The sequence below is a fragment of the Streptococcus suis genome, assembly GCF_016775005.1.
Taxonomy (GTDB): Bacteria; Bacillota; Bacilli; order Lactobacillales; family Streptococcaceae; genus Streptococcus; species Streptococcus suivaginalis.
The window spans coordinates 1-26,619 of sequence record NZ_JAEUXI010000001.1 but is presented as its reverse complement, the minus strand read 5'-3'; the positions used below and the strand labels follow the sequence as shown (position 1 = coordinate 26,619).

Annotated in this window: 23 protein-coding genes and 1 other annotated feature; all 23 genes read left to right on the top strand. The window is 43.3% G+C overall.

Features of this window, described 5'->3' with window-relative positions; translation table 11 throughout:
- Position 1: 1 nt before the first annotated feature.
- Positions 2-1,771 (top strand): ABC transporter ATP-binding protein, encoded by a 1,770-nt coding sequence (locus JNG37_RS00115; RefSeq protein ID WP_158454798.1) that lies wholly within the window; start codon positions 2-4, stop codon positions 1,769-1,771.
- A 250-nt stretch (positions 1,772-2,021) separates the two neighbouring features.
- A complete protein-coding gene (gene rimM, locus JNG37_RS00110) occupies positions 2,022-2,540 on the top strand; it encodes a ribosome maturation factor RimM (protein WP_158454800.1) in 519 nt (172 codons plus the stop codon).
- On the top strand, positions 2,530-3,255 hold the full coding sequence (trmD, locus tag JNG37_RS00105; RefSeq protein ID WP_158454802.1) for a tRNA (guanosine(37)-N1)-methyltransferase TrmD: 726 nt from the start codon (positions 2,530-2,532) through the stop codon (positions 3,253-3,255). The genes rimM and trmD overlap by 11 nt, the downstream gene beginning before the upstream one ends.
- Before the next feature lie 27 nt (positions 3,256-3,282).
- Positions 3,283-4,338, top strand: a complete 1,056-nt coding sequence (locus tag JNG37_RS00100; RefSeq protein ID WP_158454804.1) for a pyridoxal phosphate-dependent aminotransferase — start codon at positions 3,283-3,285, stop codon at positions 4,336-4,338.
- 100 nt (positions 4,339-4,438) lie between these two features.
- Entirely contained in the window at positions 4,439-5,191 is a 753-nt protein-coding gene (locus JNG37_RS00095) for a DeoR/GlpR family DNA-binding transcription regulator (protein WP_261979777.1), read from the top strand.
- Entirely contained in the window at positions 5,188-6,099 is a 912-nt protein-coding gene (gene pfkB / locus JNG37_RS00090) for a 1-phosphofructokinase (protein ID WP_158454808.1), read from the top strand. The genes JNG37_RS00095 and pfkB overlap by 4 nt, the downstream gene beginning before the upstream one ends.
- The gene (locus JNG37_RS00085; protein WP_158454810.1) at positions 6,096-8,051 is read left to right on the top strand and encodes a PTS fructose transporter subunit IIABC; all 1,956 of its coding nucleotides are present in this window, start codon (positions 6,096-6,098) and stop codon (positions 8,049-8,051) included. Before pfkB ends, JNG37_RS00085 begins: the two co-directional genes overlap by 4 nt.
- A gap of 94 nt (positions 8,052-8,145) precedes the next feature.
- Positions 8,146-8,520 carry a DUF1149 family protein gene (locus JNG37_RS00080; protein WP_158454812.1) on the top strand — a complete coding sequence of 125 codons (375 nt, stop codon included), beginning with the start codon at positions 8,146-8,148 and terminating at the stop codon, positions 8,518-8,520.
- Positions 8,521-8,523: 3 nt separating this feature from the next.
- Complete coding sequence (locus JNG37_RS00075) at positions 8,524-9,375, top strand: DegV family protein (protein ID WP_158454814.1); 852 nt, start codon at positions 8,524-8,526, stop codon at positions 9,373-9,375.
- Positions 9,376-9,383: 8 nt separating this feature from the next.
- Positions 9,384-10,151: a 4-hydroxy-tetrahydrodipicolinate reductase gene (gene dapB, locus JNG37_RS00070; protein WP_158454816.1), complete on the top strand. Its 768-nt coding sequence runs from the start codon at positions 9,384-9,386 to the stop codon at positions 10,149-10,151.
- Positions 10,148-11,359 carry a CCA tRNA nucleotidyltransferase gene (locus JNG37_RS00065; RefSeq protein ID WP_158454818.1) on the top strand — a complete coding sequence of 404 codons (1,212 nt, stop codon included), beginning with the start codon at positions 10,148-10,150 and terminating at the stop codon, positions 11,357-11,359. Before dapB ends, JNG37_RS00065 begins: the two co-directional genes overlap by 4 nt.
- Complete coding sequence (locus JNG37_RS00060; protein WP_158454820.1) at positions 11,352-13,220, top strand: ABC-F family ATP-binding cassette domain-containing protein; 1,869 nt, start codon at positions 11,352-11,354, stop codon at positions 13,218-13,220. Before JNG37_RS00065 ends, JNG37_RS00060 begins: the two co-directional genes overlap by 8 nt.
- Positions 13,221-13,556: a hypothetical protein gene (locus JNG37_RS00055; RefSeq protein ID WP_158454822.1), complete on the top strand. Its 336-nt coding sequence runs from the start codon at positions 13,221-13,223 to the stop codon at positions 13,554-13,556.
- Between the two features lie 95 nt (positions 13,557-13,651).
- A complete protein-coding gene (locus JNG37_RS00050; RefSeq protein ID WP_158454825.1) occupies positions 13,652-14,611 on the top strand; it encodes an ROK family glucokinase in 960 nt (319 codons plus the stop codon).
- Between the two features lie 118 nt (positions 14,612-14,729).
- The gene (locus JNG37_RS00045; protein ID WP_158454827.1) at positions 14,730-15,008 is read left to right on the top strand and encodes a hypothetical protein; all 279 of its coding nucleotides are present in this window, start codon (positions 14,730-14,732) and stop codon (positions 15,006-15,008) included.
- Between the two features lie 12 nt (positions 15,009-15,020).
- Positions 15,021-15,323, top strand: a complete 303-nt coding sequence (locus tag JNG37_RS00040; RefSeq protein ID WP_158454829.1) for a hypothetical protein — start codon at positions 15,021-15,023, stop codon at positions 15,321-15,323.
- Positions 15,324-15,375: 52 nt separating this feature from the next.
- On the top strand, positions 15,376-16,215 hold the full coding sequence (locus JNG37_RS00035; protein ID WP_158454831.1) for a thymidylate synthase: 840 nt from the start codon (positions 15,376-15,378) through the stop codon (positions 16,213-16,215).
- A 306-nt stretch (positions 16,216-16,521) separates the two neighbouring features.
- A complete protein-coding gene (locus JNG37_RS00030; protein WP_158454833.1) occupies positions 16,522-17,034 on the top strand; it encodes a dihydrofolate reductase in 513 nt (170 codons plus the stop codon).
- 196 nt (positions 17,035-17,230) lie between these two features.
- On the top strand, positions 17,231-18,451 hold the full coding sequence (gene clpX, locus JNG37_RS00025) for an ATP-dependent Clp protease ATP-binding subunit ClpX (protein ID WP_158454837.1): 1,221 nt from the start codon (positions 17,231-17,233) through the stop codon (positions 18,449-18,451).
- A 46-nt stretch (positions 18,452-18,497) separates the two neighbouring features.
- A complete protein-coding gene (gene yihA, locus JNG37_RS00020) occupies positions 18,498-19,085 on the top strand; it encodes a ribosome biogenesis GTP-binding protein YihA/YsxC (RefSeq protein ID WP_158454839.1) in 588 nt (195 codons plus the stop codon).
- An 82-nt stretch (positions 19,086-19,167) separates the two neighbouring features.
- Positions 19,168-19,302, top strand: a sequence feature (ribosomal protein L10 leader region).
- Positions 19,303-19,329: 27 nt separating this feature from the next.
- Positions 19,330-19,827 carry a 50S ribosomal protein L10 gene (gene rplJ / locus JNG37_RS00015; protein WP_158454841.1) on the top strand — a complete coding sequence of 166 codons (498 nt, stop codon included), beginning with the start codon at positions 19,330-19,332 and terminating at the stop codon, positions 19,825-19,827.
- A gap of 69 nt (positions 19,828-19,896) precedes the next feature.
- Entirely contained in the window at positions 19,897-20,262 is a 366-nt protein-coding gene (gene rplL / locus JNG37_RS00010; RefSeq protein ID WP_002936483.1) for a 50S ribosomal protein L7/L12, read from the top strand.
- A 241-nt stretch (positions 20,263-20,503) separates the two neighbouring features.
- Positions 20,504-26,619 (top strand): discoidin domain-containing protein (locus tag JNG37_RS00005; RefSeq protein WP_202848227.1); only part of this gene is annotated, 6,116 nt, incomplete at its 3' end.

Here is a 26,619-nt window from a genome sequence, read left to right as displayed (position 1 = left end):
CATGAAAGAACAGAATGTATTTGGCCGTATTTGGCTTTACTTAAAAAACTATCAGGCTTCCATTTATCTGGCGGTTTTGATGAAGGTTGTCAGTGCGGTTATGAATGCCTTGGAGCCCTTTGTACTTGGCTTGATTATCACCGAGTTAACGACCAATCTCTTGGACCTGGCAAAAGGTGTGGACGGTGCTGGCATCAATACCAGCTACATTGCTACCATGCTTGCGATTTACGCCCTCCGTGCCCTGTTTTACGAACTGGGTGCCTATTTTTCCAACTATTTCATGACCAAGGGTGTGCAGTCGGCTATTCAGCAGCTCCGCAACGACCTGTCTGCTAAAATCAATCGGATTCCAGTTGCCTATTTTGACAAGCACCAGTACGGTGATCTGCTAGGGCGGTTTACCAGTGATGTGGAGACGGTGTCCAATGCCCTGCAACAGAGTTTCTTGCAGATTGTCAATGCCGTTTTGACCTTGAGTTTGGCCTTGGGCATGGTCTTCTATCTCAACGCCTCCTTGGCGGTGGTGGTCTTAATTTTGGTGCCTGTCACCTACTTCTCATCCAAGTTTATCATCGGCAAGTCCCAGCCCTATTTCAAGCAACAGGCTGATGCCCTCGGTCGCCTCAACGGCTTTGTGCAGGAAAACTTGACAGGTTTCAACGTCCTCAAACTTTACGGACGCGAGGAGCAGTCTACTCAGGAATTTCGCCAGATCACCGAGGACTTGCAGGAGGTTGGTTTCAAGGCTAGCTTTGTATCAGGCTTGCTTATGCCAGTCGTCCAGGGCTTTTCCAACCTGACCTACGTGATCATCGCCCTCTTGTCTGGCCTCAAGGTCCTTGCGGGGCAGTTGACCATTGGTAATATGCAGGCTTTTGTTCAATACGTCTGGCAGATTACCCAGCCCGTCCAAACCCTGACCCAGCTGGCACCCCAGTTGCAGTCTGCCAAATCCTCCCTGGAACGCATCTTCTCTGTCCTAGATGAGCTAGATGAGTCCACCGCCAATGCGAGCGAGCTAGACCGAGCCCTGACCGGACAAGTCAGCTTTGAAAATGTTGAGTTCGGCTACGCGGCCGACAAGCCCCTCATTCGCAACTTCAACTTGGAAGTCCAGCCAGGTGAAATGGTGGCTATTGTCGGACCGACTGGTGCAGGAAAGACTACCTTGATTAACTTACTCATGCGGTTCTACGATGTCAATGCAGGCTCTATCAAGGTGGACGGCAAGGATATTCGGAACTTATCTCGTCAGTCTTATCGCCGCCAGTTTGGTATGGTCTTGCAGGATGCTTGGCTCTACGAAGGGACCATCAAAGAAAACCTGCGATTTGGCCGTCTGGATGCGACAGATGAGGAGATTGTGGAGGCGGCAAAAGCAGCCAATGTTGACCACTTTATCCGTACCCTGCCTGGTGGCTACAATATGGAGATGAACCAGGAATCCAGCAATATTTCCCAAGGGCAGAAGCAGCTCTTGACCATTGCACGAGCCCTCTTGGCTGATCCAGCAATCTTGATTCTGGACGAGGCGACTTCCTCAGTTGATACCCGTCTGGAACTCTTGATTCAAAAGGCTATGAAACGTCTCATGCAAGGGCGGACTAGCTTTGTCATTGCCCACCGCCTCTCAACCATTCAGGAGGCCGATAAGATTCTCGTCTTGAAAGACGGACAGATTATCGAGCAGGGCAACCACGACAGCCTACTGGCAGATAAAGGTTTTTACTACAACCTCTACCAAAGCCAGTTTAGTAATAGTAAGTAAAAGAAAGTCGTCTTCAGACGGCTTTTTTTCAACTTGAGAAATCAGCTCTATCATGGTAGAATGGAAAGATAGAAATCCATACTCTTTGAAAATCAAAATTATCCGTTGTCAACTTGCCTTGATGAACTCCAGTTCTATCGTCGGCCTGATGATGCGAACAAGGTTCGCTTTATCTCCAACCTTCAACTATCTCCCAGATAGTTGAAGCTAGGCTACTTTTGATTTTCATTGACTATAAAAGGAAGTTTGTATGAATTATTTTAACGTTGGTAAGATTGTCAATACCCAAGGCTTGCAGGGGGAGATGCGTGTCCTGTCTGTGACAGACTTTACAGAAGAACGCTTCAAAAAAGGGGCAAAGTTGGCACTTTTTGATGATAAGGACCAGTTTGTCATGGAGGTGGAGATTGCCAATCATCGCAAGGCCAAGAACTTTGATATTATCAAGTTCAAGGGAATGTACCATATCAATGACATTGAAAAGTACAAGGGCTTCAGCCTGAAAATCGCAGAAGAAAACCTGTCAGACTTGGACGAAGGTGAATTTTACTACCATGAGATTATCGGGCTAGATGTCTATGAAAATGACAACCTGATTGGACAGGTCAAGGAAATCTTGCAGCCTGGTGCCAACGATGTCTGGGTAGTCAAGCGAAAAGGTAAGAAAGACTTGCTCTTACCTTATATTCCCCCAGTTGTTCTGAATGTTGACATTGAAAATAATCGAGTAGATGTGGAGTTGCTAGAGGGGTTGGACGATGAAAATTGATATTTTGACCCTGTTTCCAGAGATGTTTGCCCCTCTGGAGCACTCCATTGTCGGTAAGGCCCGTGAAAAAGGGCTCCTGGAGGTCAACTACCACAACTTTCGGGAACAGGCTGAGAAGGCTCGCCATGTTGATGATGAGCCATATGGTGGCGGACAGGGTATGTTGCTCCGAGCTCAGCCAATTTTTGACACCATGGACCAGATTGAACAGACCAATCCCCGCGTCATCTTGTTAGATCCTGCTGGGCGGACTTTTGACCAAAGCTACGCTGAGGAGTTGGCTCGGGAAGATCAGTTGATTTTTATCTGTGGTCACTATGAGGGCTATGATGAGCGGATTAAGACCTTGGTGACAGATGAAATCTCCCTTGGAGATTACGTCTTGACAGGTGGAGAATTGGCAGCCATGACCATGATTGATGCTACCGTACGCTTGATTCCAGAGGTCATTGGCAAGGAAGCTAGCCATACGGACGACAGCTTTTCATCTGGCTTGCTGGAATATCCGCAGTACACCCGTCCCTACGAATATAGGGGCATGGTCGTGCCAGATGTCCTCATGAGCGGCCACCATGAAAATATCCGCAAATGGCGTTTGGAGCAGAGTTTGCGAAAGACCCTGGAACGCAGGCCAGACTTGCTGGAGCGGTATGAGTTTTCAGCAGAAGAAGCAGCATTATTGGAAAAAATAAAAGCAGAAAAGACAGGTCAATAACTGTCTTTTCTTGTAGAGGAGTAACCTATGTTTAGAAAAGAATTTGAAACGGCAGAGCCCTATAAGATTGCAGGTCGTGCCACCTATAACTTGGGTGACAATGAGAACCGTTTGATTGACTGGTCATTCTTGGCGGCAGAGACCCTTAAAAGCATTGAAACCAGTGAGTTGACCTTTTATGGCGACAACCGCTACGCTGATTTGCTAGCAGCCTATGCTAACTACGTCAAGGTCAAGCCAGAACAGGTTACAGTCGGCGTTGGGTCCGACTTCCTCATTCACATGATCATCACAGCCTTCCTCAGGAGCGACGATGTCTTTTTGACCGTCAACCCAGACTTCTTCATGTATCAGACCTATAACATCATGCACGGCAGTCAGTTTGAGCGGGTGGATTTGGATTGGGAAAAAGGCAGCCTCAGCTTGTCTGCGGAGAAGGTGCTAGCCCATGCCCAAACAGTTGGAGCAAAGGTCATCATGCTGTCTAACCCCAATAATCCATCTTCTGTGGCCCATGACCCACAGGAATTGGAAAAGATTATCACCAACTTTTCAGGCTTAGTTGTAATAGATGAAGCCTATATCGAGTTTGCAGCTTGTTCTAGCTTTGCTGAAAAAATCAATGACTATGACAATCTGATTGTTCTGCGGACCTTGTCCAAGGCCTTCGGCTTGGCAGGTGTCCGCTTGGGCTTTGCCCTTGCTAATGAACGTTTGATTTACGAGATTGACAAGGTCATTCCGCCTTACAGCTTGTCCAATTTAGCCGCTCGAATGGGAACAGTTGCTCTTGGCCATACCGAGCAGGTTCTTGCTTGTATCAAAGATATCAAAGAACTGCGACAGGACTTTCTGGCCTTCTTAGAAAGTTTGCCAGAAGTGCAGGTTTTGCCAAGTCAGGCGAGCTTCGTTGCCTTCACGGCACCGTGGGCAGCTCAGTTGTATCAGGAAGCAACAAGTAATGGCTGGAATTTCAAATATTACACCGAAGGTCGACTAACCAACTATATTCGCATGTCCATGGGGCGTCCTGAGGAGATGGAAATGATGAAAAATAGGATTCGAAAACTAGTGGAAGGGTAATTTCCGCTAGTTTTTTTAAATTTTTTGAAAGTTTTTGATGGAAAATGATTGACATTGATAGATTTTCCTGTATAATGATTTTTGTAAACGATTGCAGGAGGTGGAAATTATTCTAAAATCTGAACGCAAACAATTGATTCTAGATAGGTTGGCTGAGCAACAGTTCGTCCGATTAGAAGAATTAATTGACATTCTAAGTACATCAGAATCAACTGTTCGTAGGGATTTGGATGAATTAGAAGCTTCTGGAAAACTACGCCGTGTACACGGTGGTGCGGAGGCACCGACCAATTTACAAACGGAAGAATCCATTCAAGTAAAATCTGTCAAAAACGTTCAAGAAAAGCAGCAGTTAGCACAAGCGGCCGCGGCTTTGATTGAAGATGGTGATGTGATTTTTATCGATGCAGGAACAACGACAGAGTTGATGATACCTTATTTGAATCAAGCAAACTTAACCGTTGTGACCAATTCGATTCACCATGCGGTGAAATTGGTGGAACGTGCCATCAAAACGATTATCATTGGTGGTTTTGTCAAGGAATCAACAGATGCTTCTGTTGGTCCCCAAGCTGTTGAGCAGATCCAACGATTGAACTTCGACAAGGCCTTTCTAGGAATGAACGGAGTTGATAAGGACTATCTCACCACACCTGACGTGGAAGAGGCAACCATTAAACGAACGGTTTTGGAAAATGCCAAGCAACCCTTTGTTCTGGTAGATTCTTCCAAGTTTGGACAATATTCCTTTGTAAAAGTTGCTCGAGTCGAGCGAGTCAGTCTCATCACCCAAAGTCGTGACACAGTCTTGTTAGATAGTTTAAGAAAAAAAACGAGGACAATAGAAGTATGATATTTACAGTGACGCTGAATCCAGCGATTGACTATATCATTCGCCTAGAGCAGGTTGAAACTGGTAGTGTCAATCGAATGGACAGTGATGATAAATATGCTGGTGGAAAAGGGATTAACGTTAGTCGCGTCTTAAAGCGCTTGGGCTATCCCAACACAGCAACCGGTTTCTTAGGCGGTTTTACAGGTCAGTTTATCAAGGATGGCTTGGATAGCGAAGGCATTACAACTGATTTTGTAGCTGTTGACCAAGATACACGGATCAACGTGAAAATCAAGGCAGATCAAGAAACTGAAATCAACGGTTTAGGTCCAATTGTGACAGAAGAACAACTGACAGAATTGGAGATGGTCTTGGCTGGTTTAACTGACCAGGACACAGTTGTCTTTGCTGGTTCTGCACCAGCTAGCCTTGGAAATGAAGTCTATAACAGACTGATTCCAGTAGCCAAAAAAGCAGGAGCCCAAGTGGTTTGTGATTTTGAAGGACAAACTCTTCTGGATTCACTTGCTTACCAACCGCTTTTGGTTAAACCAAATAATCATGAACTTGAAGCAATCTTCAATGTTGAGTTAAATGGTATTGCGGACATTGAAACCTATGCTAAGAAAATCTTAGATATGGGAGCTCAGAATGTTATCATTTCAATGGCAGGAGACGGAGCCTTGTTGGTCACTCCACAGGCTACCTACTTTGCTAAACCAATCAAGGGAACTGTGAAAAATTCTGTCGGAGCTGGAGATTCCATGGTGGCAGGTTTTACTGGCGAATACGTTCGCTCACAAGATCCAATTGAAGCCCTTAAATGGGGCGTTGCTTGCGGTACGGCAACAGCCTTTTCAGATGATTTGGCAAGTATCGAATTTATTAAGGAAATTTATGAAAAAGTTGAGGTAGAAACTCTATGAAAATTCAAGACGTTTTGAGAAAAGATGTCATGTTGCTTGATTTGCAAGCGACAAGCAAGGAAGCTGTTATCGATGAAATGATTACTAGCTTGGTTGATAAAGGTTATGTAACTGATTTTGATGTTTTCAAGACAGGTATCCTAAACCGAGAGGCCCAAACATCAACAGGTCTTGGTGACGGTATCGCAATGCCACACGCTAAGAATACGGCTGTAAAAGAAGCGACTGTTCTCTTTGCAAAATCAAACAAGGGAGTTGACTACGCAAGTCTTGATGGTCAACCAACCGACTTGTTCTTCATGATTGCAGCTCCAGAAGGTGCTAACGATACTCACTTGGCTGCCCTTGCTGAATTGTCCAAATACTTGATGAAGCCTGGATTTGCTGATAAACTTCGTGGTGTATCTAGTCCAGAAGAAGTGCTTGCAGTCTTTGACGCTGCGGAAGCGGCAGACAAGGCAACTGAAACTGTAGTTGCAGCACCAAGTGGTGATCGTCCATTTATCGTTGCTGTAACAGCTTGTACAACAGGTATTGCCCACACTTACATGGCAGAAGAAGCTCTTAAGAAGCAAGCTGCTGAAATGGGGGTTGATATCAAGGTTGAAACCAATGGTGCTTCAGGTGTTGGAAACAAACTAACCGCTGAAGACATCAAGAATGCGGCAGGTGTTATCATCGCAGCAGATAAGGCTGTTGATATGCCTCGTTTCAATGGTAAGCCATTGGTATCTCGTCCAGTTGCTGCTGGTATCAAACAAGCAGAAGAGTTGATTAACATCATCTTGAACGGAAAAGCATCAGCTTATACAGCGACAGAAGGAGCAGCTACAGTGGAATCTTCTGAAAAACTAAGCCTCGGTAAAGCGTTCTATAAACACTTGATGAGTGGTGTTTCTCAAATGTTGCCATTCGTTATCGGTGGCGGTATCTTGATTGCCCTTGCCTTCCTATTCGATGGAGCTCTAGGTGTGCCACAAGACAGCCTTGGTAGTCTTGGTTCATACCATGAAATCGCAGCAATGTTCATGAAGATTGGTGGAGCAGCCTTTGGTTTCATGTTGCCGCTTCTTGCAGGTTACATTGCTTACTCAATCGCTGAAAAACCAGGTTTGGTTGCAGGTTTCGTAGCTGGTTCAATTGCTAGCAGCGGTCTTGCATTCGGTAAAATCCCTTACGCAGCTGGTGGTGAAGAAACCCTTGCCCTTGCTGGTGTATCATCTGGTTTCTTGGGTGCCCTCGTTGGTGGTTTCCTTGCTGGTGGTGTAGTACTCGTTCTTCGCAATGCTTTGCGTAATATGCCAAAATCTCTCCAAGGTTTGAATGCTATCTTGCTCTTGCCACTGTTGGGAACAGCAATCACTGGTTTCTTGATGTTCTTCGTTAACATTCCAATGGCAGCTATCAACACAGGGATGAACAACTTCCTTGCAGGTCTTGAAGGTAGCTCTGCTATTCTCCTCGGACTTGTCCTCGGTGGTATGATGGCAGTCGATATGGGTGGCCCAGTCAACAAAGCAGCTTATGTCTTCGGTACAGGTACGCTTGCTGCAACTGTTGCAGATGGTGGTTCTGTTGCCATGGCAGCAGTTATGGCAGGCGGTATGGTTCCACCTTTGGCAGTATTCGTTGCAACCCTTCTTTTCAAAGACAAATTCACACAAGAAGAGCGTAACTCAGGTTTGACAAACATCGTTATGGGTCTTTCATTCATCACTGAAGGTGCGATTCCGTTTGGTGCTGCCGACCCAGCTCGTGCAATCCCAAGCTTTATCGCTGGTTCTGCCCTTTCAGGTGCCTTGGTTGGTTTGTCAGGCATCCAATTGATGGCTCCTCACGGTGGTATCTTCGTTATCGCTTTGACATCTAATCCATTGCTTTACATCGCCTATGTTTTGATCGGTGCGGTTGTATCAGGTGTCCTTTACGGAGCACTTCGTCAAGCTAAATAAGTCTGAAAACCTTGTCAATTGACAAGGTTTTTTCTCTTTTCTTCTATATTTATGGTATAATGGGGATGAATATTTTCATGTAAGGAGTTTAGTAATGGAGATTATCCGCGATAAAGAGTTTGTCAATCAGTACCATTTTGACGCCCGTAATAAAGAGTGGGAAAAGGAGAACGGTGTCCCAACCACCAAAATCAAGGTTGACTTTCAACTGCTAGAAAGAAGTCAAGAGAAAAATACCACAACCCTAGTCAATATCCTACGTTTCATGATTGTCTTGGAGCACCATGTGATTTCAGGTGCATTTAGCCAACGTGTGCAATTGGTTGATCGCCTGGTGCAAGAACCATCAGAATTTACAGCAGAAGAGAAACATACCTTGGTAGAACCACTTTTGGATATCTTAAAACGAATGACATACGATGTGACAGAAATCGCATTCGATGCACCTGGTGTGAACTTGGAGTTTTAATCAATGAAATTAGCAATTATCACGGATTCTTCAGCAAGTTTGACCTTTTCAGAAAGTCAAAAGAACAATCTTTTTGTTCTTACGATTCCCGTCACCATTGATGGTGAATCCTATGTTGAAGGTTTGAATCTAACGGTTGAAGAATTTTACGAGAAAATGGCCCAATCCAAAGATTTGCCAATGACTAGCCAGCCAAGTTTGTTGGAATTGGAAGAGATTTTGGCAAGTTTGAAAGAGCAAGGGTACAGCCATGCCATTGGTCTCTTTTTGTCATCAGGTATTTCAGGCTTTTATCAGAATATCCAGTATTTGAAAGATGAATTTGACGGTTTAACAGTTGCCTTTCCAGATACCAAAATCACTTCAGCTCCTTTGGGAATGATGGTGGAAAATGTACTTAAATGGGCAGAAATGGGCTTGGATTTTGAGACTATTTTATCAAAACTAGATCAGCAAATCCAAGCAACCAAGGCCTTCATCATGGTCGATGACCTCAATCACCTCGTAAAAGGTGGCCGCCTATCAAATGGTGCTGCCTTATTGGGAAATTTGTTGAGCATCAAACCCATTCTTCATTTTACTTCCGAAGGAAAAATTGAAGTTTATGAAAAAGTTCGGACGGAGAAAAAAGCGATCAAGCGCTTGATTGATATTCTCCAAGAAGAAACAGCAGAAGGGCAATACCAGATTGCTATCATTCATGCCAATGCGCCTGAAAAAGCTGAAAACTTTAAAGTTCAATTGGAAGAAGCCGGTGTGAATAGTGCATTACCGATTGCGACATTTGGATCGGTCATTGGTACGCACTTGGGAGAAGGGGCTGTGGCCTTTGGTATTTCTCCCATTATTGAATAGGAGTTTGCATGACAATTAAGGTAATTATCGCAGGATTTAAAGGAAAAATGGGCTCAACGGCTGTTGAGATGGTCAAAGGTGACGCAGAACTTAGTCTAGCTGCCTTGGTGGATCCATTTGCGACAGAAACAGAAGTGGACGGAGTTTCTGTTTTCAAGACCAAAGAAGAAGTTGCCAGCCTAGAAGCTGATGTCTGGGTGGATTTTACAACGCCAAAATTTGCCTATGAAAACACTCGCTTTGCCTTGGAAAATGGCTTCGCACCTGTGGTTGGAACGACAGGATTTACCCCTGAAGAAATTGAAGAATTAACCGTCTTGTCTGCTGAGAAGGGGTTGGGGGGCTTGATTGCTCCTAACTTTGCTATTGGCGCTATCTTGCTCATGCAATTTGCAGCACAGGCAGCCAAGTATTTCCCAAATCTTGAAATCATCGAACTACACCATGACAAGAAGAAGGACGCACCGAGCGGAACAGCTGTCAAAACAGCCGAACTCATTTCCCAAGTCCGTCAGTCACAGACTCAAGGTGCAGCGGATGAAGAAGAACTGATTGCTGGTGCTCGCGGTGCAGAATTTGATGGCTTCCGTATCCACTCAGTACGCTTGCCAGGCCTTGTTGCCCATCAGGAAGTGATTTTTGGGGCACAGGGAGAAGGATTGACTATTCGTCATGATTCTTACGATCGCATTTCCTTTATGGGCGGTGTCAACCTCGGCATTAAAGAGGTAGTCAAACGCTCACAACTCGTTTATGGTTTGGAACACTTATTATGAAATTAAACAATCTGCCTTCTGAGTTTCAGGAGGCTTTGCCGATTTTAGAGAAAATTAAAGCAGCTGGTTACGAGGCTTATTTCGTTGGCGGTTCCGTTCGTGATGCCATTCTCGGTAGGCCTATTCATGATGTCGATATTGCGACATCCAGCTACCCTCAGGAAACGAAACAAATCTTTTCACGGACTATTGATGTCGGAATTGAACACGGTACGGTGCTAGTATTAGAGGGGAAAAAGGAGTATGAAATTACCACCTTTCGGACAGAGGAGGAGTATGTCGACTTCCGCAGACCGAGCCAGGTTTCTTTTGTGCGTTCCTTAGAAGAAGATCTCAAACGTCGCGACTTCACTGTCAATGCCTTTGCCCTTGATGAAGAGGCTCAAATCGTTGACCTCTTTGATGGGATGACTGATTTAGAAAACTGCACTCTGCGTGCTGTTGGCATTCCGTCGGAACGATTCAATGAAGATGCCCTCCGAATTATGCGTGGATTTCGCTTTGCGGCGACCTTGGACTTTGAGATTGAGCCGACGACCTTTACAGCTATGGTTGAAACCGCACCGCTCTTGGAAAAAATCTCTGTAGAACGCAGTTTTATCGAGTTTGATAAACTCTTGATGGCGGATTTTTGGCGAAAAGGCTTGCGCGCTATGATTGATTCCAAGGCTTATGATTTCTTGCCTGATTTAGCTGGAAAAAGTGATGAATTAGAGACCATGCTAACAAGCCTGACAGAAGAATTTCGCTTTTCGACTTCTGAACAAGCTTGGGCCATGCTCTTTGTCTGCCTAGGTATTGATAACATCAAGTCCTTCCTGAAAAAATGGAAAACCAGCAATGATTTCCAACGCAGCGTGGTCAAGTTGGTAGAGATTTATCAGCTACGCCAAGCAGGACCTGTTACCAAGCAAATCTGTTTCAAGTATGGCAAAGAATTCTTGTATTTGGTAGAGGAACTCCGTCAGGCACAAGGTCTTGTTACAGATTTTGCAGCAATTGACAAGATTGACCAAGCCTTGATCATCCACGACAAGCATGAAATTGTTGTCAATGGTGGTCATCTGATGAAGGCATTTGATCTCAAACCAGGTCCAGTATTAGGAGAACTACTCAAAGAGGTGGAATTCCAGATTGTGGAAGGACAGCTGGAAAACGAAGAGCAATCGATTATGACATTTGTGAAAGGAATTTTAGAGAATGAGTGATTTTATCGTTGAACACCTGACTAAATCTGTCGGAGATAAAACGGTCTTTGCTGATCTGTCTTTCATCATCCATCAAGGCGACCGAATCGGGATTATTGGGGTCAATGGTACAGGAAAGACGACTTTGTTGGATGTTCTGTCAGGTCGCATCGGTTTTGACGGAGACGTGTCGCCTTTTCGCACTAAAAATACCTATAAAATCGCCTATCTGACCCAGGAACCTGATTTTGATGAAAGTAAGACGGTTTTAGACACCGTTCTTTCTTCTGACCTCCGTGAAACCCAGCTGATTCGTGAATACGAATTGCTCTTATCTCATTACGATGAAGCCAGTCAAGCAAGGCTGGAGAAAGTCATGGCAGAGATGGATTCTCTCAATGCTTGGGAGATTGAAAGTCAGGTCAAGACTGTCTTGTCGAAACTCGGTCTAACAGACCTCAACAAAACTGTTGCTGAGTTATCAGGTGGTCTACGTAGACGAGTGCAATTGGCCCAAGTTCTCCTTGGCAATGCTGACTTGCTCTTGCTGGATGAACCGACTAACCATTTGGATATTGATACCATTGAGTGGTTGACGACTTTCTTGAAAAACACTAAAAAGTCAGTTCTCTTTATTACCCACGATCGCTATTTCTTGGACAATGTGGCGACACGGATTTTTGAATTGGACCGCGCCAGCTTAACCGAATATCAGGGAAATTATCAGGACTATGTTCGCTTAAAGGCAGAGCAGGACGAGCGAGATGCCACCCTTCGCCATAAGAAAGAGCAGCTCTACAAACAAGAGCTGGCTTGGATGCGCAGACAACCTCAAGCTCGAGCTACCAAGCAGCAGGCTCGTATCAATCGTTTCCATGACCTCAAAGGCGATTTAGCCAATAAGATAGACGATAGTGAACTGGAAATCAATTTTGAAACCTCTCGTATCGGTAAAAAAGTTATTAACTTTGAAAATGTCAGCTTTTCCTATCCTGACAAGCCCATTTTAAAAGACTTTAACTTACTCATTCAAAACAAGGACCGCATCGGAATTGTCGGAGATAATGGTAAAGGAAAATCTACCTTACTCAATCTAATTGCAGGCGATTTGCAAGCAGACAGTGGTAAAGTAGATATTGGTGAAACCATCCGCATCGGTTATTTTTCTCAGACCATCAAGGGATTGGATGAAAGCAAGCGGGTCATCAATTTCTTGCAGGAAGTGGCAGAAGAAGCTAAGACGACATCTGGTATGGTTTCTATCGCAGAACTCTTGGAGCAATTCCTCTTCCCACGTAATACCCACGGTACCTTGATTGAAAAGTTATCAGGTGGGGAGAAGAAGCGACTTTATTTGCTGAAGATTCTTTTGCAACGGCCCAATGTTCTCTTACTAGATGAGCCGACTAACGACTTGGACATAGCGACTCTGACAGTCTTGGAACATTTCTTGCAGGGCTTTACTGGTCCAGTCATTACCGTTAGTCACGACCGTTATTTCCTAGACAAGGTAGCCAATAAAATCTTGGCTTTCGAAGATAGCGGTATTGAGACCTTCTTTGGCAACTACACAGACTATCTGGATGAGAAGGCCTTTCTGGCTTCCAGCTCTGCTATTTCCTTGGAAAAACCAAAGGAGAAAATCGAGAAGGTCAGGGAGAACAAGAAGCGGATGTCCTACTTTGAGAAGCAGGAATGGGCAACCATCGAAGAGGATATTGCTGGCTTGGAGGAGCGGATTGCGGAAATCGAGGCAGAAATGCTAACCTGTGGCAGTGATTTTACAAAATTGTCCGATTTGCAGAAGGAATTGGATGAGAAAAACGACCTGCTCTTGGAAAAATATGAGCGCTATGAGTATCTGAGCGAACTGGAGGGCTAGATGAAAGTTCTTGTCATGTCATATATGGTCATCTACCTCTTTGTGACCATGGGAGCGGCTTTGTTTAGCTATCTAAAGACCAAAAAGATGAATACTTTACGCTTGATATTTACGGTTTTATCCATGCTCTTGCTGGCTGTCACACTTTATTTTTATAGTCAGTCTTATCACGACTTGCAGATGGTGGGATTTGCTATGGGCTTTACCTTTATCTCCACCCTCTTTCTCTATAATGGAACGAAAGAAGGCAGCAATTTTACCACTGTCATGCTCTTTTCCGTCGGCCGCTTTATCTTGCATATTCAATTTTTACTTTTGCTCTATCTATTCAGATAGGGCAAAACTTGTTTGTCCGTACAAGTTTATGAAAAGGCTTTACGCAAACCTTTGCATTGTGCTATAATAAAGAAAATACATTTGAGGTGATGATTATGTCTAAAAAAATTATCGGTATTGACTTGGGTGGTACATCTGTTAAGTTGGCGATTCTTACGACTGATGGTGAGATTCAAGAAAAATGGTCTATCAAGACAAATATTTTAGATGATGGAAGTCATATTGTTCCAGATATTATTGAAAGCATTCTACACCGCTTTGAAACTCATGGCTTGACAAAGGATGATTTCTTGGGTGTTGGTATGGGGTCTCCAGGTGTCGTTGATAGTGAAGCTGGTACTGTTATCGGTGCTTATAACCTCAATTGGAAAACCTTGCAATTGGTTAAAGATCAGTTTGAATCTGCGCTCGGTTTGCCATTTTTCATCGACAATGATGCCAACGTTGCAGCCCTCGGTGAGCAATGGGTTGGTGCTGGAAACAACAATCCAAACGTTGTCTTTATGACGCTTGGTACAGGTGTCGGCGGTGGTGTCATCGCTGCTGGAAACTTGATTCGTGGGGTCAAAGGTGCTGGTGGTGAATTGGGCCATATCACAGTTGACTTTGATGAGCCATTTGCTTGTACTTGTGGTAAGAAAGGTTGTCTAGAAACAGTTGCTTCTGCGACAGGTATTGTCAACCTCAGCCGTCGTTATGCTGATCAATACGCTGGCGATGCAAAACTGAAACAAATGATTGACGATGGTCAAGATGTAACGGCTAAGGATGTCTTTGATTTGGCAAAAGAAGGCGATGATTTGGCTTTGATTGTCTACCGTCACTTCTCAGAATACCTAGGTGTTGCTTGTGCAAACATTGCAGCAGTCCTCAATCCTGCCTACATCGTTCTTGGGGGCGGTGTATCAGCAGCAGGTGACTTCTTATTGGATGGTGTTCGCAAGGTCTTTGCTGAAAATAGCTTCCCACAAATCAAGGAAAGCACACAAATTGTCTTGGCAACACGTGGTAATGATGCAGGTGTATTGGGCGCAGCATCACTCGTCTTGAAATAATTGTTAAAAGCAGGGAGAACCCTGCTTTTTTAATTCCGTTGTCACAGTATTACAATATAAATATATTGAAAAATGAAGTTTGATGCTTTAAACTAGATAGAGAAAGGAGTGTTAGCTCATGAAAAAAGTAAATATGTCAAAAGTAACGGATTATCTGACAATACTAGGTCTGTTGATTTTGTTATCTGCCTTTTTCCTTGATAACTGGATTCGTGACTGGTTTTTCCCATCGAGTTGGGGCTCCGTATCCACCATGATGATTTTGCCCTTGCTTGGGGCATTGATTCTCATCTTGTCGCTTTACTATAAAAAACTTTGGACGGGCATTACCAGTATTCTATTGATTATTTCTTTCCCTTTGTTCTTTGGATTGGGCTATTTTCTCTTCGGTCCCTAGAAGGAGTTTCTCATGAATGCGACACTATTAAAACGGCTAAATTTAGTCTTGTATAGCCTTGCAGCTTTTCTCATCGTCTTGATATTTTTACCAGTAGGTCAATGGTTTGATATTGTAAATGTGAATTTCAAACTAGCTTTTTTCATCATTCCCTTTTTTGGTCTGGCTAGCTTACCAACGGCTATTTATACGAAGAATGTTCGTCAGATATTGTTGAGTATCGTCTTAGTTGCCTTGTATTTTATCATATTCAGCCTAGTAACTGCCCTTTCTGGTCTCTTTCAGCTCAACCTCTACCCCTTGCTCTATAAATGACAACTCCAGTTCAAAACTGGAGTTTTTTACTAGAATTTGCTATACTGAAACCATGACAAAAGCAGATAGTATTTTTAAAGAAAACATTCGTAGGATTATGGAAGAGGGCGTTTTTTCGGAAAATGCTCGCCCCCGTTACAAGGATGGAAATGTCGCTAATTCCAAGTACGTTACAGGCGCCTTTGCAGAGTATGACTTGGCCAAGGGTGAGTTCCCTATTACTACATTAAGACCGATTCCAATCAAATCCGCCATCAAAGAAATTCTCTGGATTTACCAAGACCAGACAAATGATTTGTCGGTTTTACAGGAAAAATACGGTGTCCAGTATTGGAATGACTGGGAAGTTGAGGGAACTGGAACCATTGGCGAACGCTATGGGGCTATCGTGAAAAAGCATGACATCATTTCAAAAATCCTCAAGCAATTGGAGGAAAATCCATGGAATCGCCGCAATGTGATTTCTTTGTGGGATTATGAAGCCTTTGACCAATCTGCAGGTCTTTTGCCATGTGCCTTTCAGACCATGTTTGACGTTCGGCGAGTGGATAGGGAGATTTATCTGGATGCAACTTTAACTCAGCGGTCAAATGATATGTTGGTAGCCCATCATATCAACGCTATGCAGTATGTAGCCCTTCAGATGATGATTGCTAAACATTTTGGCTGGAAGGTTGGGAAGTTTTTCTATTTCATCAACAATCTTCACATCTATGACAATCAGTTTGAACAAGCTGAAGAATTGCTCCGTCGTACACCATCTGACGTAGAGCCTCGTTTGGTACTCAATGTCCCAGACGGAACAAACTTTTTTGATATTAAGGCAGAAGATTTTGAGTTGGTGAACTACAATCCAGTTAAACCGCAACTTAAATTTGACTTGGCGATTTAACTGGATTAGCAGTGAAGAACTTCGTTCTTTCTATTTCCAACCTTCAACAGTCTATTCCCAGACTGTTTCACTCACCCAGACAGTTTGAGCAATTTAAATTTGACTTGGTGATTTAAGATGAGGAGGCTTTCAATATCCCTTCTTTCCAATTTCCACTACATTTGTTTCGTGAGTAATGGTGCCTGCTAGAAATTATTTTCGGATATACTTGTTTAGATTTTACTAAAACTTTGCGCTTGTCCCTACTTGGCAAGTGCATTTTTGTTGGAAATTTGATAGAATGGTAGAACGAGAAAGTGAGAGGCTATGATAAAGAAAATTTCAGCTATTTGGGCTCAGGATGAGAAGGGCTTGATTGGGAAAGAGGGGCGTTTGCCTTGGTCTTTGCCAGCAGACTTTGAACATTTTAAGGCAGTAACATCTGGACATGCTATGGTTATGGGACGATTAACGTTTGATGGTATGGGTCAGCGGGCGCTTCCGAATCGTCAGTCCCTAGTCTTGACGAGAGATGAAGACTATCAATTTGAACATGATAGGGTGACGATTTTCCACTCAGTAGATGAAATTTTAGATTGGTACAAACAGCAGGATCGAAACCTCTATGTGATTGGAGGTAGTCAAATTTTTTCTGCATTTGAACCATTTTTAGACCAGGTCATAATGACCGATATTCATGGGCAATTTGAAGGCGATGTTTATTTTCCAAAAGACTTTGATTGGTCAGCTTTTGAGGAGAAAGAGTCGCTTTTTCGTGAAAAAGACGCTGCCAATACAGTGGACTTTACAATTCGAGTATTTGAGAGAAGAGTGAGTTAATGCAGAAGAGTTTATTTGGGCTTTTTACAGCCTTTTTGTGTGGAATATGTGTACTCTGTTCCTTGCAAGCCATGCAGAAAAGACGGTATGGGCTTGCAGCCTTATTTATGCTGAATGCTTTTACAAATCTAGTCAACAGCATTCATGCCTTTTATGGCTTTTTGTTTTAAGAGAAATATGAAATGTTGAGGTAATCATGGCTGTACAAACAGAATTTATCCATTGTTCTTTCTGTGGGAAGAATCAAGAAGAAGTAAAGAAAATTATCGCAGGTAACAATGTATTTATCTGTAACGAGTGTGTGGAATTAGCACAAGAGATCATCCGAGAAGAACTAGCAGAAGAAGTGCTAACTGACTTGGCAGATACACCAAAACCACAAGAGTTATTGAATATCTTGAATCACTATGTAATTGGTCAAGATCGTGCTAAACGTGCCTTGGCAGTAGCGGTCTACAACCATTACAAACGCATCAATTTCCAAGATAGCCGAGATGAAGATGATGTGGACTTACAAAAATCCAATATTTTGATGATTGGTCCAACTGGATCAGGGAAAACCTTCTTGGCTCAAACCTTGGCCAAAAGTTTAAATGTTCCCTTTGCCATTGCGGATGCAACAGCCTTAACAGAAGCAGGATATGTTGGTGAAGACGTGGAAAACATCCTCTTAAAATTACTTCAAGCCGCGGATTTCAACATTGACAGAGCTGAGCGAGGCATTATCTATGTCGATGAAATCGATAAGATTGCTAAAAAAGGTGAGAATGTTTCTATTACTCGTGATGTCTCAGGTGAAGGTGTTCAGCAGGCATTATTGAAAATCATCGAGGGGACAGTTGCTAGTGTACCACCACAAGGCGGCCGTAAGCATCCAAACCAAGAAATGATTCATGTTGACACTAAGAACATTCTGTTTATTGTCGGCGGTGCCTTCGATGGGATTGAAGAGATTGTGAAGCAGCGTTTAGGTGAAAAAATTATCGGATTCGGTCAAAACAATCGTGCAATCGATGAGAAAGAATCCTACATGCAGCACATTATCTCAGACGATATTCAAAAATTCGGCATTATTCCAGAATTGATCGGTCGCTTACCTGTCTTTGCTGCTCTCGATCAGTTGACCACTGAAGATTTGGTGCGCATTTTGACAGAACCTAAAAATGCCCTTGTGAAACAATATCAGACCCTTCTTTCTTACGATGATGTGGAATTGGAATTTGACCAAGACGCACTTCAAGCGATTGCCGAAAAAGCCATCGAACGAAAAACTGGTGCGCGTGGTCTTCGCTCAATTATTGAAGAAACTATGCTGGATGTCATGTTTGAAGTACCAAGTCAAGCAGAAGTCAAGCGTGTACGTATTACCAAAGAAGCAGTTGACGGGACAGACAAGCCACTCTTAGAAACTGCATAATTCAGTCAGTTGGTTTCCAACTGACTTTCTTTCAGAAAGGAATCCTATGGAAATCAATACCCATAAGGCTGAGATCTTGCTCAGCGCAGTCTCAAAAGCTCAATACCCACAAGATGATATGCCAGAAATTGCTTTGGCAGGTCGATCCAATGTTGGAAAATCTTCATTCATCAATACCTTACTGGGGCGAAAAAATCTAGCCCGGACATCAAGTAAGCCTGGTAAGACCCAGCAACTAAACTTTTATAATATTGATGATAAACTCCGCTTTGTCGATGTCCCAGGCTATGGCTATGCCAAGGTTTCAAAAACAGAGCGTGCAAAATGGGGCAAAATGATTGAGGAATATCTGACCAGTCGAGAAAACTTGCGTGCAGTTGTGAGCTTGGTTGATATGCGCCATGATCCGTCAGCAGACGATGTACAAATGTATGAATTTCTCAAATATTATGAGATTCCCGTGATTATTGTCGCTACAAAAGCAGATAAAATCCCACGAGGAAAATGGAATAAGCATGAAGCTGCCATTAAGCGGAAACTGGACTTTGAAAAGTCGGACCGCTTTATTGTCTTTTCATCTGAAACCCGACATGGTTATGATGCGGCTTGGGAGGCTATTTTAGATCATTTATAAGAATTTCTAATCAATTTAGAAATTCTTTTATTTTTTTTGAAGAAAATCCTTGCAATAGCGAAGAAGATATGATAAGATGAATAAGGTTTGAAAAAACTGACCTAAGACAGTAGGGGAGCTAGACTCATAAACATCCTACCGAGGCACAAAACGATTATTGAGATAAACGTATTTGTACTTTCGTGTCTAGGTTTAGGTGCGATTTTTTTGTGCCTAGCCCAAAATAAAAACGGAGGTAAACTAAATGAGTGAAGCTATTATTGCTAAGAAAGCGGAATTAGTGGACGCTGTTGCTGAGCAAATGAAAGCAGCTACATCTATCGTTGTAGTTGATGCGCGTGGTTTGACTGTTGAACAAGATACTGTTCTTCGTCGTAACTTGCGTGGCGAAAACATTGAGTACAAAGTTATCAAGAACTCAATCTTGCGCCGTGCTGCTGAAAAAGCTGGTCTTGAAGGACTTGTTGAATTGTTCGTAGGACCATCAGCTGTTGCATTCTCAAACGAAGATGCAGTAGCACCAGCAAAAGTTATCTACGATTTTGCTAAAACTGCAGATGCTCTTGAAATCAAAGGTGGTGCAGTAGAAGGTAAAGTTTCTACTAAAGCAGAAATTGAAGCCCTTGCTACATTGCCAAACCGCGAAGGAATGCTTTCTATGCTCCTTTCTGTACTTCAAGCACCTGTACGCAACGTTGCATACGCTGTCAAAGCAGTTGCAGAAAAAGAAGACGCAGCTTAATGCGTCGATCCGTAGCCTGAGGCTACAAACAAACATTATTTATTTATAAAAAATTTGGAGGAAATTACAATGGCATTGAACATTGAAAACATTATTGCTGAAATTAAAGAAGCTACAATCCTTGAGCTTAACGACCTTGTAAAAGCTATCGAAGAAGAATTTGGTGTAACTGCAGCTGCTCCTGTAGCTGTTGCTGCAGCTGGTGGTGCTGCTGAAGAAGCTAAAGATTCATTCGACGTTGAATTGACATCTGCTGGCGACAAAAAAGTTGGCGTTATCAAAGTTGTTCGCGAAATCACTGGTCTTGGTCTTAAAGAAGCTAAAGAACTTGTTGACGGCGCACCAGCTATGGTTAAAGAAGGCGTTGCAACTGCAGAAGCTGAAGAAATCAAAGCTAAATTGGAAGAAGCAGGCGCTTCAGTTACTCTTAAATAATCGAGTTTCCAAGCAAAATGAAAACCTATCACTTAATGTGGTAGGTTTTTTCTTTTGAAATTTTCGGACAGTCTTGAAAATTTTTTCAAATAAGTAATGTTAGTATATTGTTATTTTGTTTTCTCTGGTTTATAATAAAAGTATAGCGCTTACATAAAGAAAAACATATAGAGGAGGGTATGGTAAAGCTAAGGCGCATGCAATTTATTAATCATGATTTATACGGAAAGGAACCTCTTTGATGAGTAAACATTCGAAAGATTTGTTCGATAAACGCTATCGTTATTCGATTCGTCGTTTTAGTGTCGGTGCGGCTTCGGTTGTTATCGGTTGCTTACTATTTGGGACCAATGTACAGCAGGTTCATGCCAATACAGCAGAGCTAGAAACAACTAGTCGATCTGCTGAAGAAGGGGTAGGGCAGGCCGAATCGGATCAAGCAACAGAAAGCCAACCTACAGAAACCAATCCTGTGAATGGCGAAGAATTGTCCGAAACACCGGTAGCAGAAGTAGTTGCCAGTGACCAAGACCAAGAGCATACTGCTGTTTCTGTGTCGCTTGTTCAGATTGATCAAGCCAACAGCACGGCAACTTCTCAGAATGGTCAAGATACTGTCAACAAAGCCTTTGACAGCAATCCAGCGACCTATTGGCAATCAGCGGAAAACAATCCAAATCAAGTCAATACAGAAGCTAATCCACAGTATTTGGTGGCAAAATTAACAGAGCCTGGTTTGATTTCTTGGGTGGAATATACACCGCGTCAGTATGTTGCCAACGATGTAACGGGCAATATCAAAAAGTTGAAACTTTTTGTCAGCTCGGACAATCAGAACTGGGAGCCCATCATTCCTGTTTCAGTTGAAAATGATGCTGGTACAGTTGGCGAGGATCACTCTGTGACCATTACACATGGTACACAAACTAGCTTGATCAATATCACTCCTGTTCTTGGTCAATATGTTCGCTTGCAGGCCTTGACAACGGAACATTGGCAGGAAGCCAATCGCAATAAGATGGTGACAGCAGCTGAGTTTCGTCCAGTTGCTCTGAAGGTTGAGAAAAGCTCAGAATCTGCCCAAGTAAGTGTTGTACGGATTGTCATTGACAAGGAAAATAGTAGTGCAACCTCCCAAAATGGTCAGGATGTTGTTGGAAAAGCCTTTGACAGCAATCCCAATACCTACTGGCAGTCAAATGAAGCTAATGCAAGTGATTACAATACCGCAAGCAATCCTCAATATTTGGTTGCGAAGCTTGCCGAATCTGGTTTGATTTCATGGATTGAATACACTCCACGTCAACATCCAAATGAACAGGTGACAGGAAATGTCCGTCGTCTGCGATTAGAAGTGAGTTCTGACAATCAAACCTGGACGCCAATTGTACCTGTCTCTGTTGACAATGGCTATGGTACTGTTGAGGCTGATCATAGCGTCAGTCTAGTTCATGGTACTCAGACAAAGGTCATTCATATTCAACCAATTGAAGGGCAGTATGTCCGTCTTCAAGCTATTGAATCGGAGCATTGGAACACGGCCAATCGCAATAAGATGGTAACAGCTGGTGAGTTCCGTCCAGTAGCCTTTAAAGTAACGGTTACTGAAGCTACAGTTGAGCAACCGGTTGAAGCGCCAGTTGCATCCCAACCAAGCAATGAGGAGACACCTGTAAGCAATCAACCAACAGCTGAAAATACTGAAGAAACAGGCAATCAACCTACAGCTGAACCTACAAGTGAAGCAACTGGTTTAGAAGCCTTGATTGCAGAAGTTGAACTTGCGGTAGAGACAGCTGGAAACGATGAAATTGTAGAATTGGCTCTCCAATACATTACAGCAGCGCAAGCAGCACAGGATGGCGGTGATGAAGCAGCTTTGACAGTTGCAGAGCAACAATTGAGAGAATTGTTGGAGCTAATCAATAGTGGTGAATTGACTTCTGAGTCAAGTGAAGCGGCTCCTGACAATACAGAAGCACCAGCACAAGCTCAGCCAGAAAGTTCAGCTGACATAGCCGTTGCTGAAAATCAAGATATTGTCATCGAAAACAACTTCATCAAACAAAGCTTGAAGGTTGAAAATGGCCGTCTTCGAACAGAGTTCTTAGAAAATAAGATCAACAATAATGAACGCTTGACCTTTGCGGCGGAGTCCAAAGAATTTAACATTACCTTTGCTGCGCCAGCTTTGCCAGAATACATCGCCTTGTCAGATGATCGTGATAGTTGGACCGTAACAACGAATTCACATGCAAAAGCAGCTACAGCTACTGATGAAGGTCCTGCCAAACTTGCCTTAGATGGTAAATTGGATACCATCTGGCATTCTAACTACAACGGATCAGGCGGAACTGGTCCAACCAATGCCTTCCCATACCAAGTGGATCTTGGCTTTGCTGAGGCGAAAACAGTTAAATCCTTCGTCTATGTGCCACGCCAGAATGGTACAAATGGGGATGTTAGTGGCTATAAACTCTATTATAAGACTGAAGAGAATGGTTCTTACCAACTGGCTAAAGAAGGTAGCTTTGCGACCTTTACAAGCAAGACACCACAGATTATCGAGTTAGAGACTGCTATTCAGGCAAAAGCCATTCGATTTGAAGCTATCAGTTCGCAAAATGGTCAACGATTTGCTTCTGCAGCTGAGTTTGATGTATCAGATAAGACTGCAGCTGAGATTACATCGCATTGGGCTGGTATTCGTGCTAAGCACCAAGAGTTGTTGACAAGACACGAAGCTCAGGCTCAAGTATCGACTGCTAACTTAACCGTCAAAGTTAATGGCATCACACGATCAACAGCTGATGGTGTTCAAAAAACCATCGTAGAGTTTAATAACTTTACTTACCAAGGAACTGAGTATCAAGTTCGTTATGTCATTGAGTTGCACAATGATGCTCACTTCCTTCAAAAATATTTAGAACTAAAACCAGTCGATGGGCAAGAAGCGCATCACCCGATTGCAAGTATTGACCTCCAGTCTTATAAACTTCAGGGAGAGGAAAAAGTTTGGAAACTTCCTCCTCAAGCCAATATTGCTGAGATGGCGGGTTACAATAGTTTCTATGCTGGATTAGGACAGCCCGTTTACCTCAAATCCTTCTATACAGGTGCAAACTTCCCTCTAGCATGGAACTCAATTAGTGATGATAATGTTGTCTTTTCACGGTATTATTCTGGAAAATCACTAGATCAGCAAGCTAAATCAGAGGATGGCTACTATCGGACTTGGAATACGATCATCGGTGTGGCTCGTTCCGATGATTATCAAGTATTGCAACAGGATTTCTATAAGTACATTGAAAAAGTTGGTCAAAAAACGTATTACCGTACCCAGTACAATTCTTGGTTTGACCATATGCTCAACATCAATGCCAAGAATATTCAAGAGTCCTTCAATGAAATTGAACGCGGCTTTACAAATGGTGGGGTTGCTCCGCTCCATTCCTTTGTAGTGGATGATGGTTGGCAGGATATGGCGACTCTTTGGGACTTTAACCAAAAATTCCCGAACAAGCTGTATGATTCTAGCAAGCAAGCACAACGTTTTGGTTCAAACTTTGGTCTCTGGGTTGGTCCGCAGGGTGGTTATTCTCAACCAGGTACCCTTGCAGACAACTTGGTAAGACAAAATTTGGCTTCCAAACATGGTGGCGTTGTCTATATTGGTGACAACCGTTATGTTGAAGGGATGCGTGGTGTCTTCACTGGTTACGAGGAAAAATTTGACATCAACTACTGGAAACTAGATGGTTTGCTCTTGAGCCCACGTTCGGATACGGATCCTGAAAACTACATCGGTGGCGGCTTTAGAAATATGTACTCTATGACCGAAGCCCATGAGCGTTGGATCAGTCTGTATGAGTCGATTCGCGAACACGCCACAGATCCAGATCAGATGTGGATTAACTTGACCTCATATATTCCACCATCACCATGGTTCTTGCAATGGGTGAACTCCATCTGGATGCAAAACGCTGCGGACGTTGACTATCAGGACCATACTAAACGAGGGGAATATGCCAACCTTGATTTCGGTAATGATGCAAATGAAGCCATTACCTATCGTGATGACCGCTATGAAGAGGTTGTAAATCTGCGGAAGTGGCAGTTGCCATTTGCCAATATCTATAATCACGATCCAGTTTATGGGAACACAGCCCATACAGCTAAACGTGAAAGTCCAAATGGCGCCTTCCGTCAGCCAATTCGCTTCTCTACAGATGATTTGAGAACATACCTTTATATGTTAGGCACTCGTGGAACTGGTTTCTGGGAATTCTATTATTCATACAACATGATGGATGAAGAGAAGTGGCAGGTGAACGGTGAAGCTGTCAACTGGATTGAGTCAAACTTTGAAACCTTGAAGAATGCACGTTTCCACGGTGGAAAACCAGGGCATGGTCAAGTATATGGTTATTCTGCTTGGGATGAAGAAAAAGGGATTTTGTCAATCCGTAACCCAATCCCAACCACTCAAACCTATCGTGTGACCTTGGACCGTCTGGTTGGTGTACTAGAAGGTACGAGCAATATGCACCGTAAGATTGTTCTCGGTGATAGCCGCCACAATTCAACGGAATTGATGAACTATGGTCAAGAATTTGAAATTACGCTCAATGGTTATGAAACGGTTATCTTCGAGTTTTCTAAGACAGCAGACACAGAATCCGCTAAAGTTTACAAGGCAAATGTAGATGCTCAAAATACTGTTCGAGTACAGTTTGATGAGCGTGTGTTTATTGACAATGCTAGCTTCCAAGTGAATGGACAAGCAGTTGAAGCTCAACTTCAGGCCGACTATAGAACAGTTCTTCTAACCTTACCAAGCAATCTATCAGATCGTGAATCTGTAACAGTATCCTATACCGGCGTTAAAGATGCTGCTGCAACTGCCAATATTTCAACTGGACAGATCCAACTTCGTGCTTATGATGGTGGTCGGGTTTTGAATAGCAGTAGCCCATCTCTTGGGACATCGATTGAAAATGACGGTATCAAGGGTCGGGGTGAGTTTTCAGTTACGGTCAAAGCGAATTTGAACCGTTTGAATCAAGTATTGGCTAGCCAAGAAGATAACTGGACCCTTTCAGTTGATGAAACAGGTCGAGCAGTCTTCAATGTCAAAGGTTTGGAAGTCAAATCTGCTCCATTTGTAACCCTGAAAGAAGACGACAAGGGCAGACCAGATCAATTGGTAGAAACTGGCAAGGATGTGACGATTACAGCTGTCCGACAAACCAACGGTAGCCTTCGCATCTATGTGAATGGTGTACTTCATGCGACAGCTTATGACAAGGCGAAAATCAATGAAGAGCTGGATTATGCAGCCGTTCGAATTGGTACTGAAGGTTTTGACGGTACTATCCATCGCATGATTTTAGAAAATAAGGCACGTGATTTTGAAACGGCAGTAGCAATTGCGACGGAATTGACACCAGTTCCATTTGATCGTGATTTGCGCTCTGCTTTGACCAATAAAACTGCTACTTCACATGATGCTGGTGAAAATGCCGTTGCTGGTTCAGCAACGGATGGTAGTTTGTCAACCTACTGGGCATCGAATCCAAGCAATCCAAATACACGCACGCCGCAATATCTGGAATTGACCTTCGATCAAGCGCAAACCGTTGATAAGGTGACATACTACGGTCGTCAAGTAGCAAATGCTGTTGGTAATGCTAAGAAAGCCTACTTAGAATATACAAGCGATGGCACAAGTTGGCAGCGTCTTGCTTTGACCAATGGGAATGAAGATAATACCAAGAACTTGGATGCAGCTGTTTTGACTGGTCAAGAAATTACCTTTGCCCCAACTTCAATGAAAGCCTTGCGCTTCTATGCTAGCGAGACTGCCCATTGGAATACGGGAAGTGTCAATACAGTTGTAGCTGTAGCTGAATTGGTACCATCTATCATGACGGTTCCTACTGCAGAAGTTCCATTAGACTTTACCTATCTGAAAAATGTCCTTGCCAGTGGTGCCGCGCTTTCAGCTGAAAATTATACGCCTGCATCCTTTGCTCCTTTGTCAGAAATCCTTGGACAAAAATCAGAATTGTTGGCTTTAGATTCCCAAGAAGAAATCGACCAAGCGACTGCTGAAATTCGAGGCATCCTATCTGAACTTGAAGCAGCTAGCCAAGATACAGGTGGTACAACAGACGCACCAGGCACAGGTGGCGCAACCGAGACTCCAGGTTCAAGTGAATCAACTGATGCACCAGATACAGGTGGTGCAACAGAGGTACCAAATCCAGGTGAGAAGCCTGTTGCCTTGAACACTAGCGCCTTAGCTGCCCTCCTGGCTCAAACAGAAGCCTTGGAAAATCTGACTGAAAAACAAAC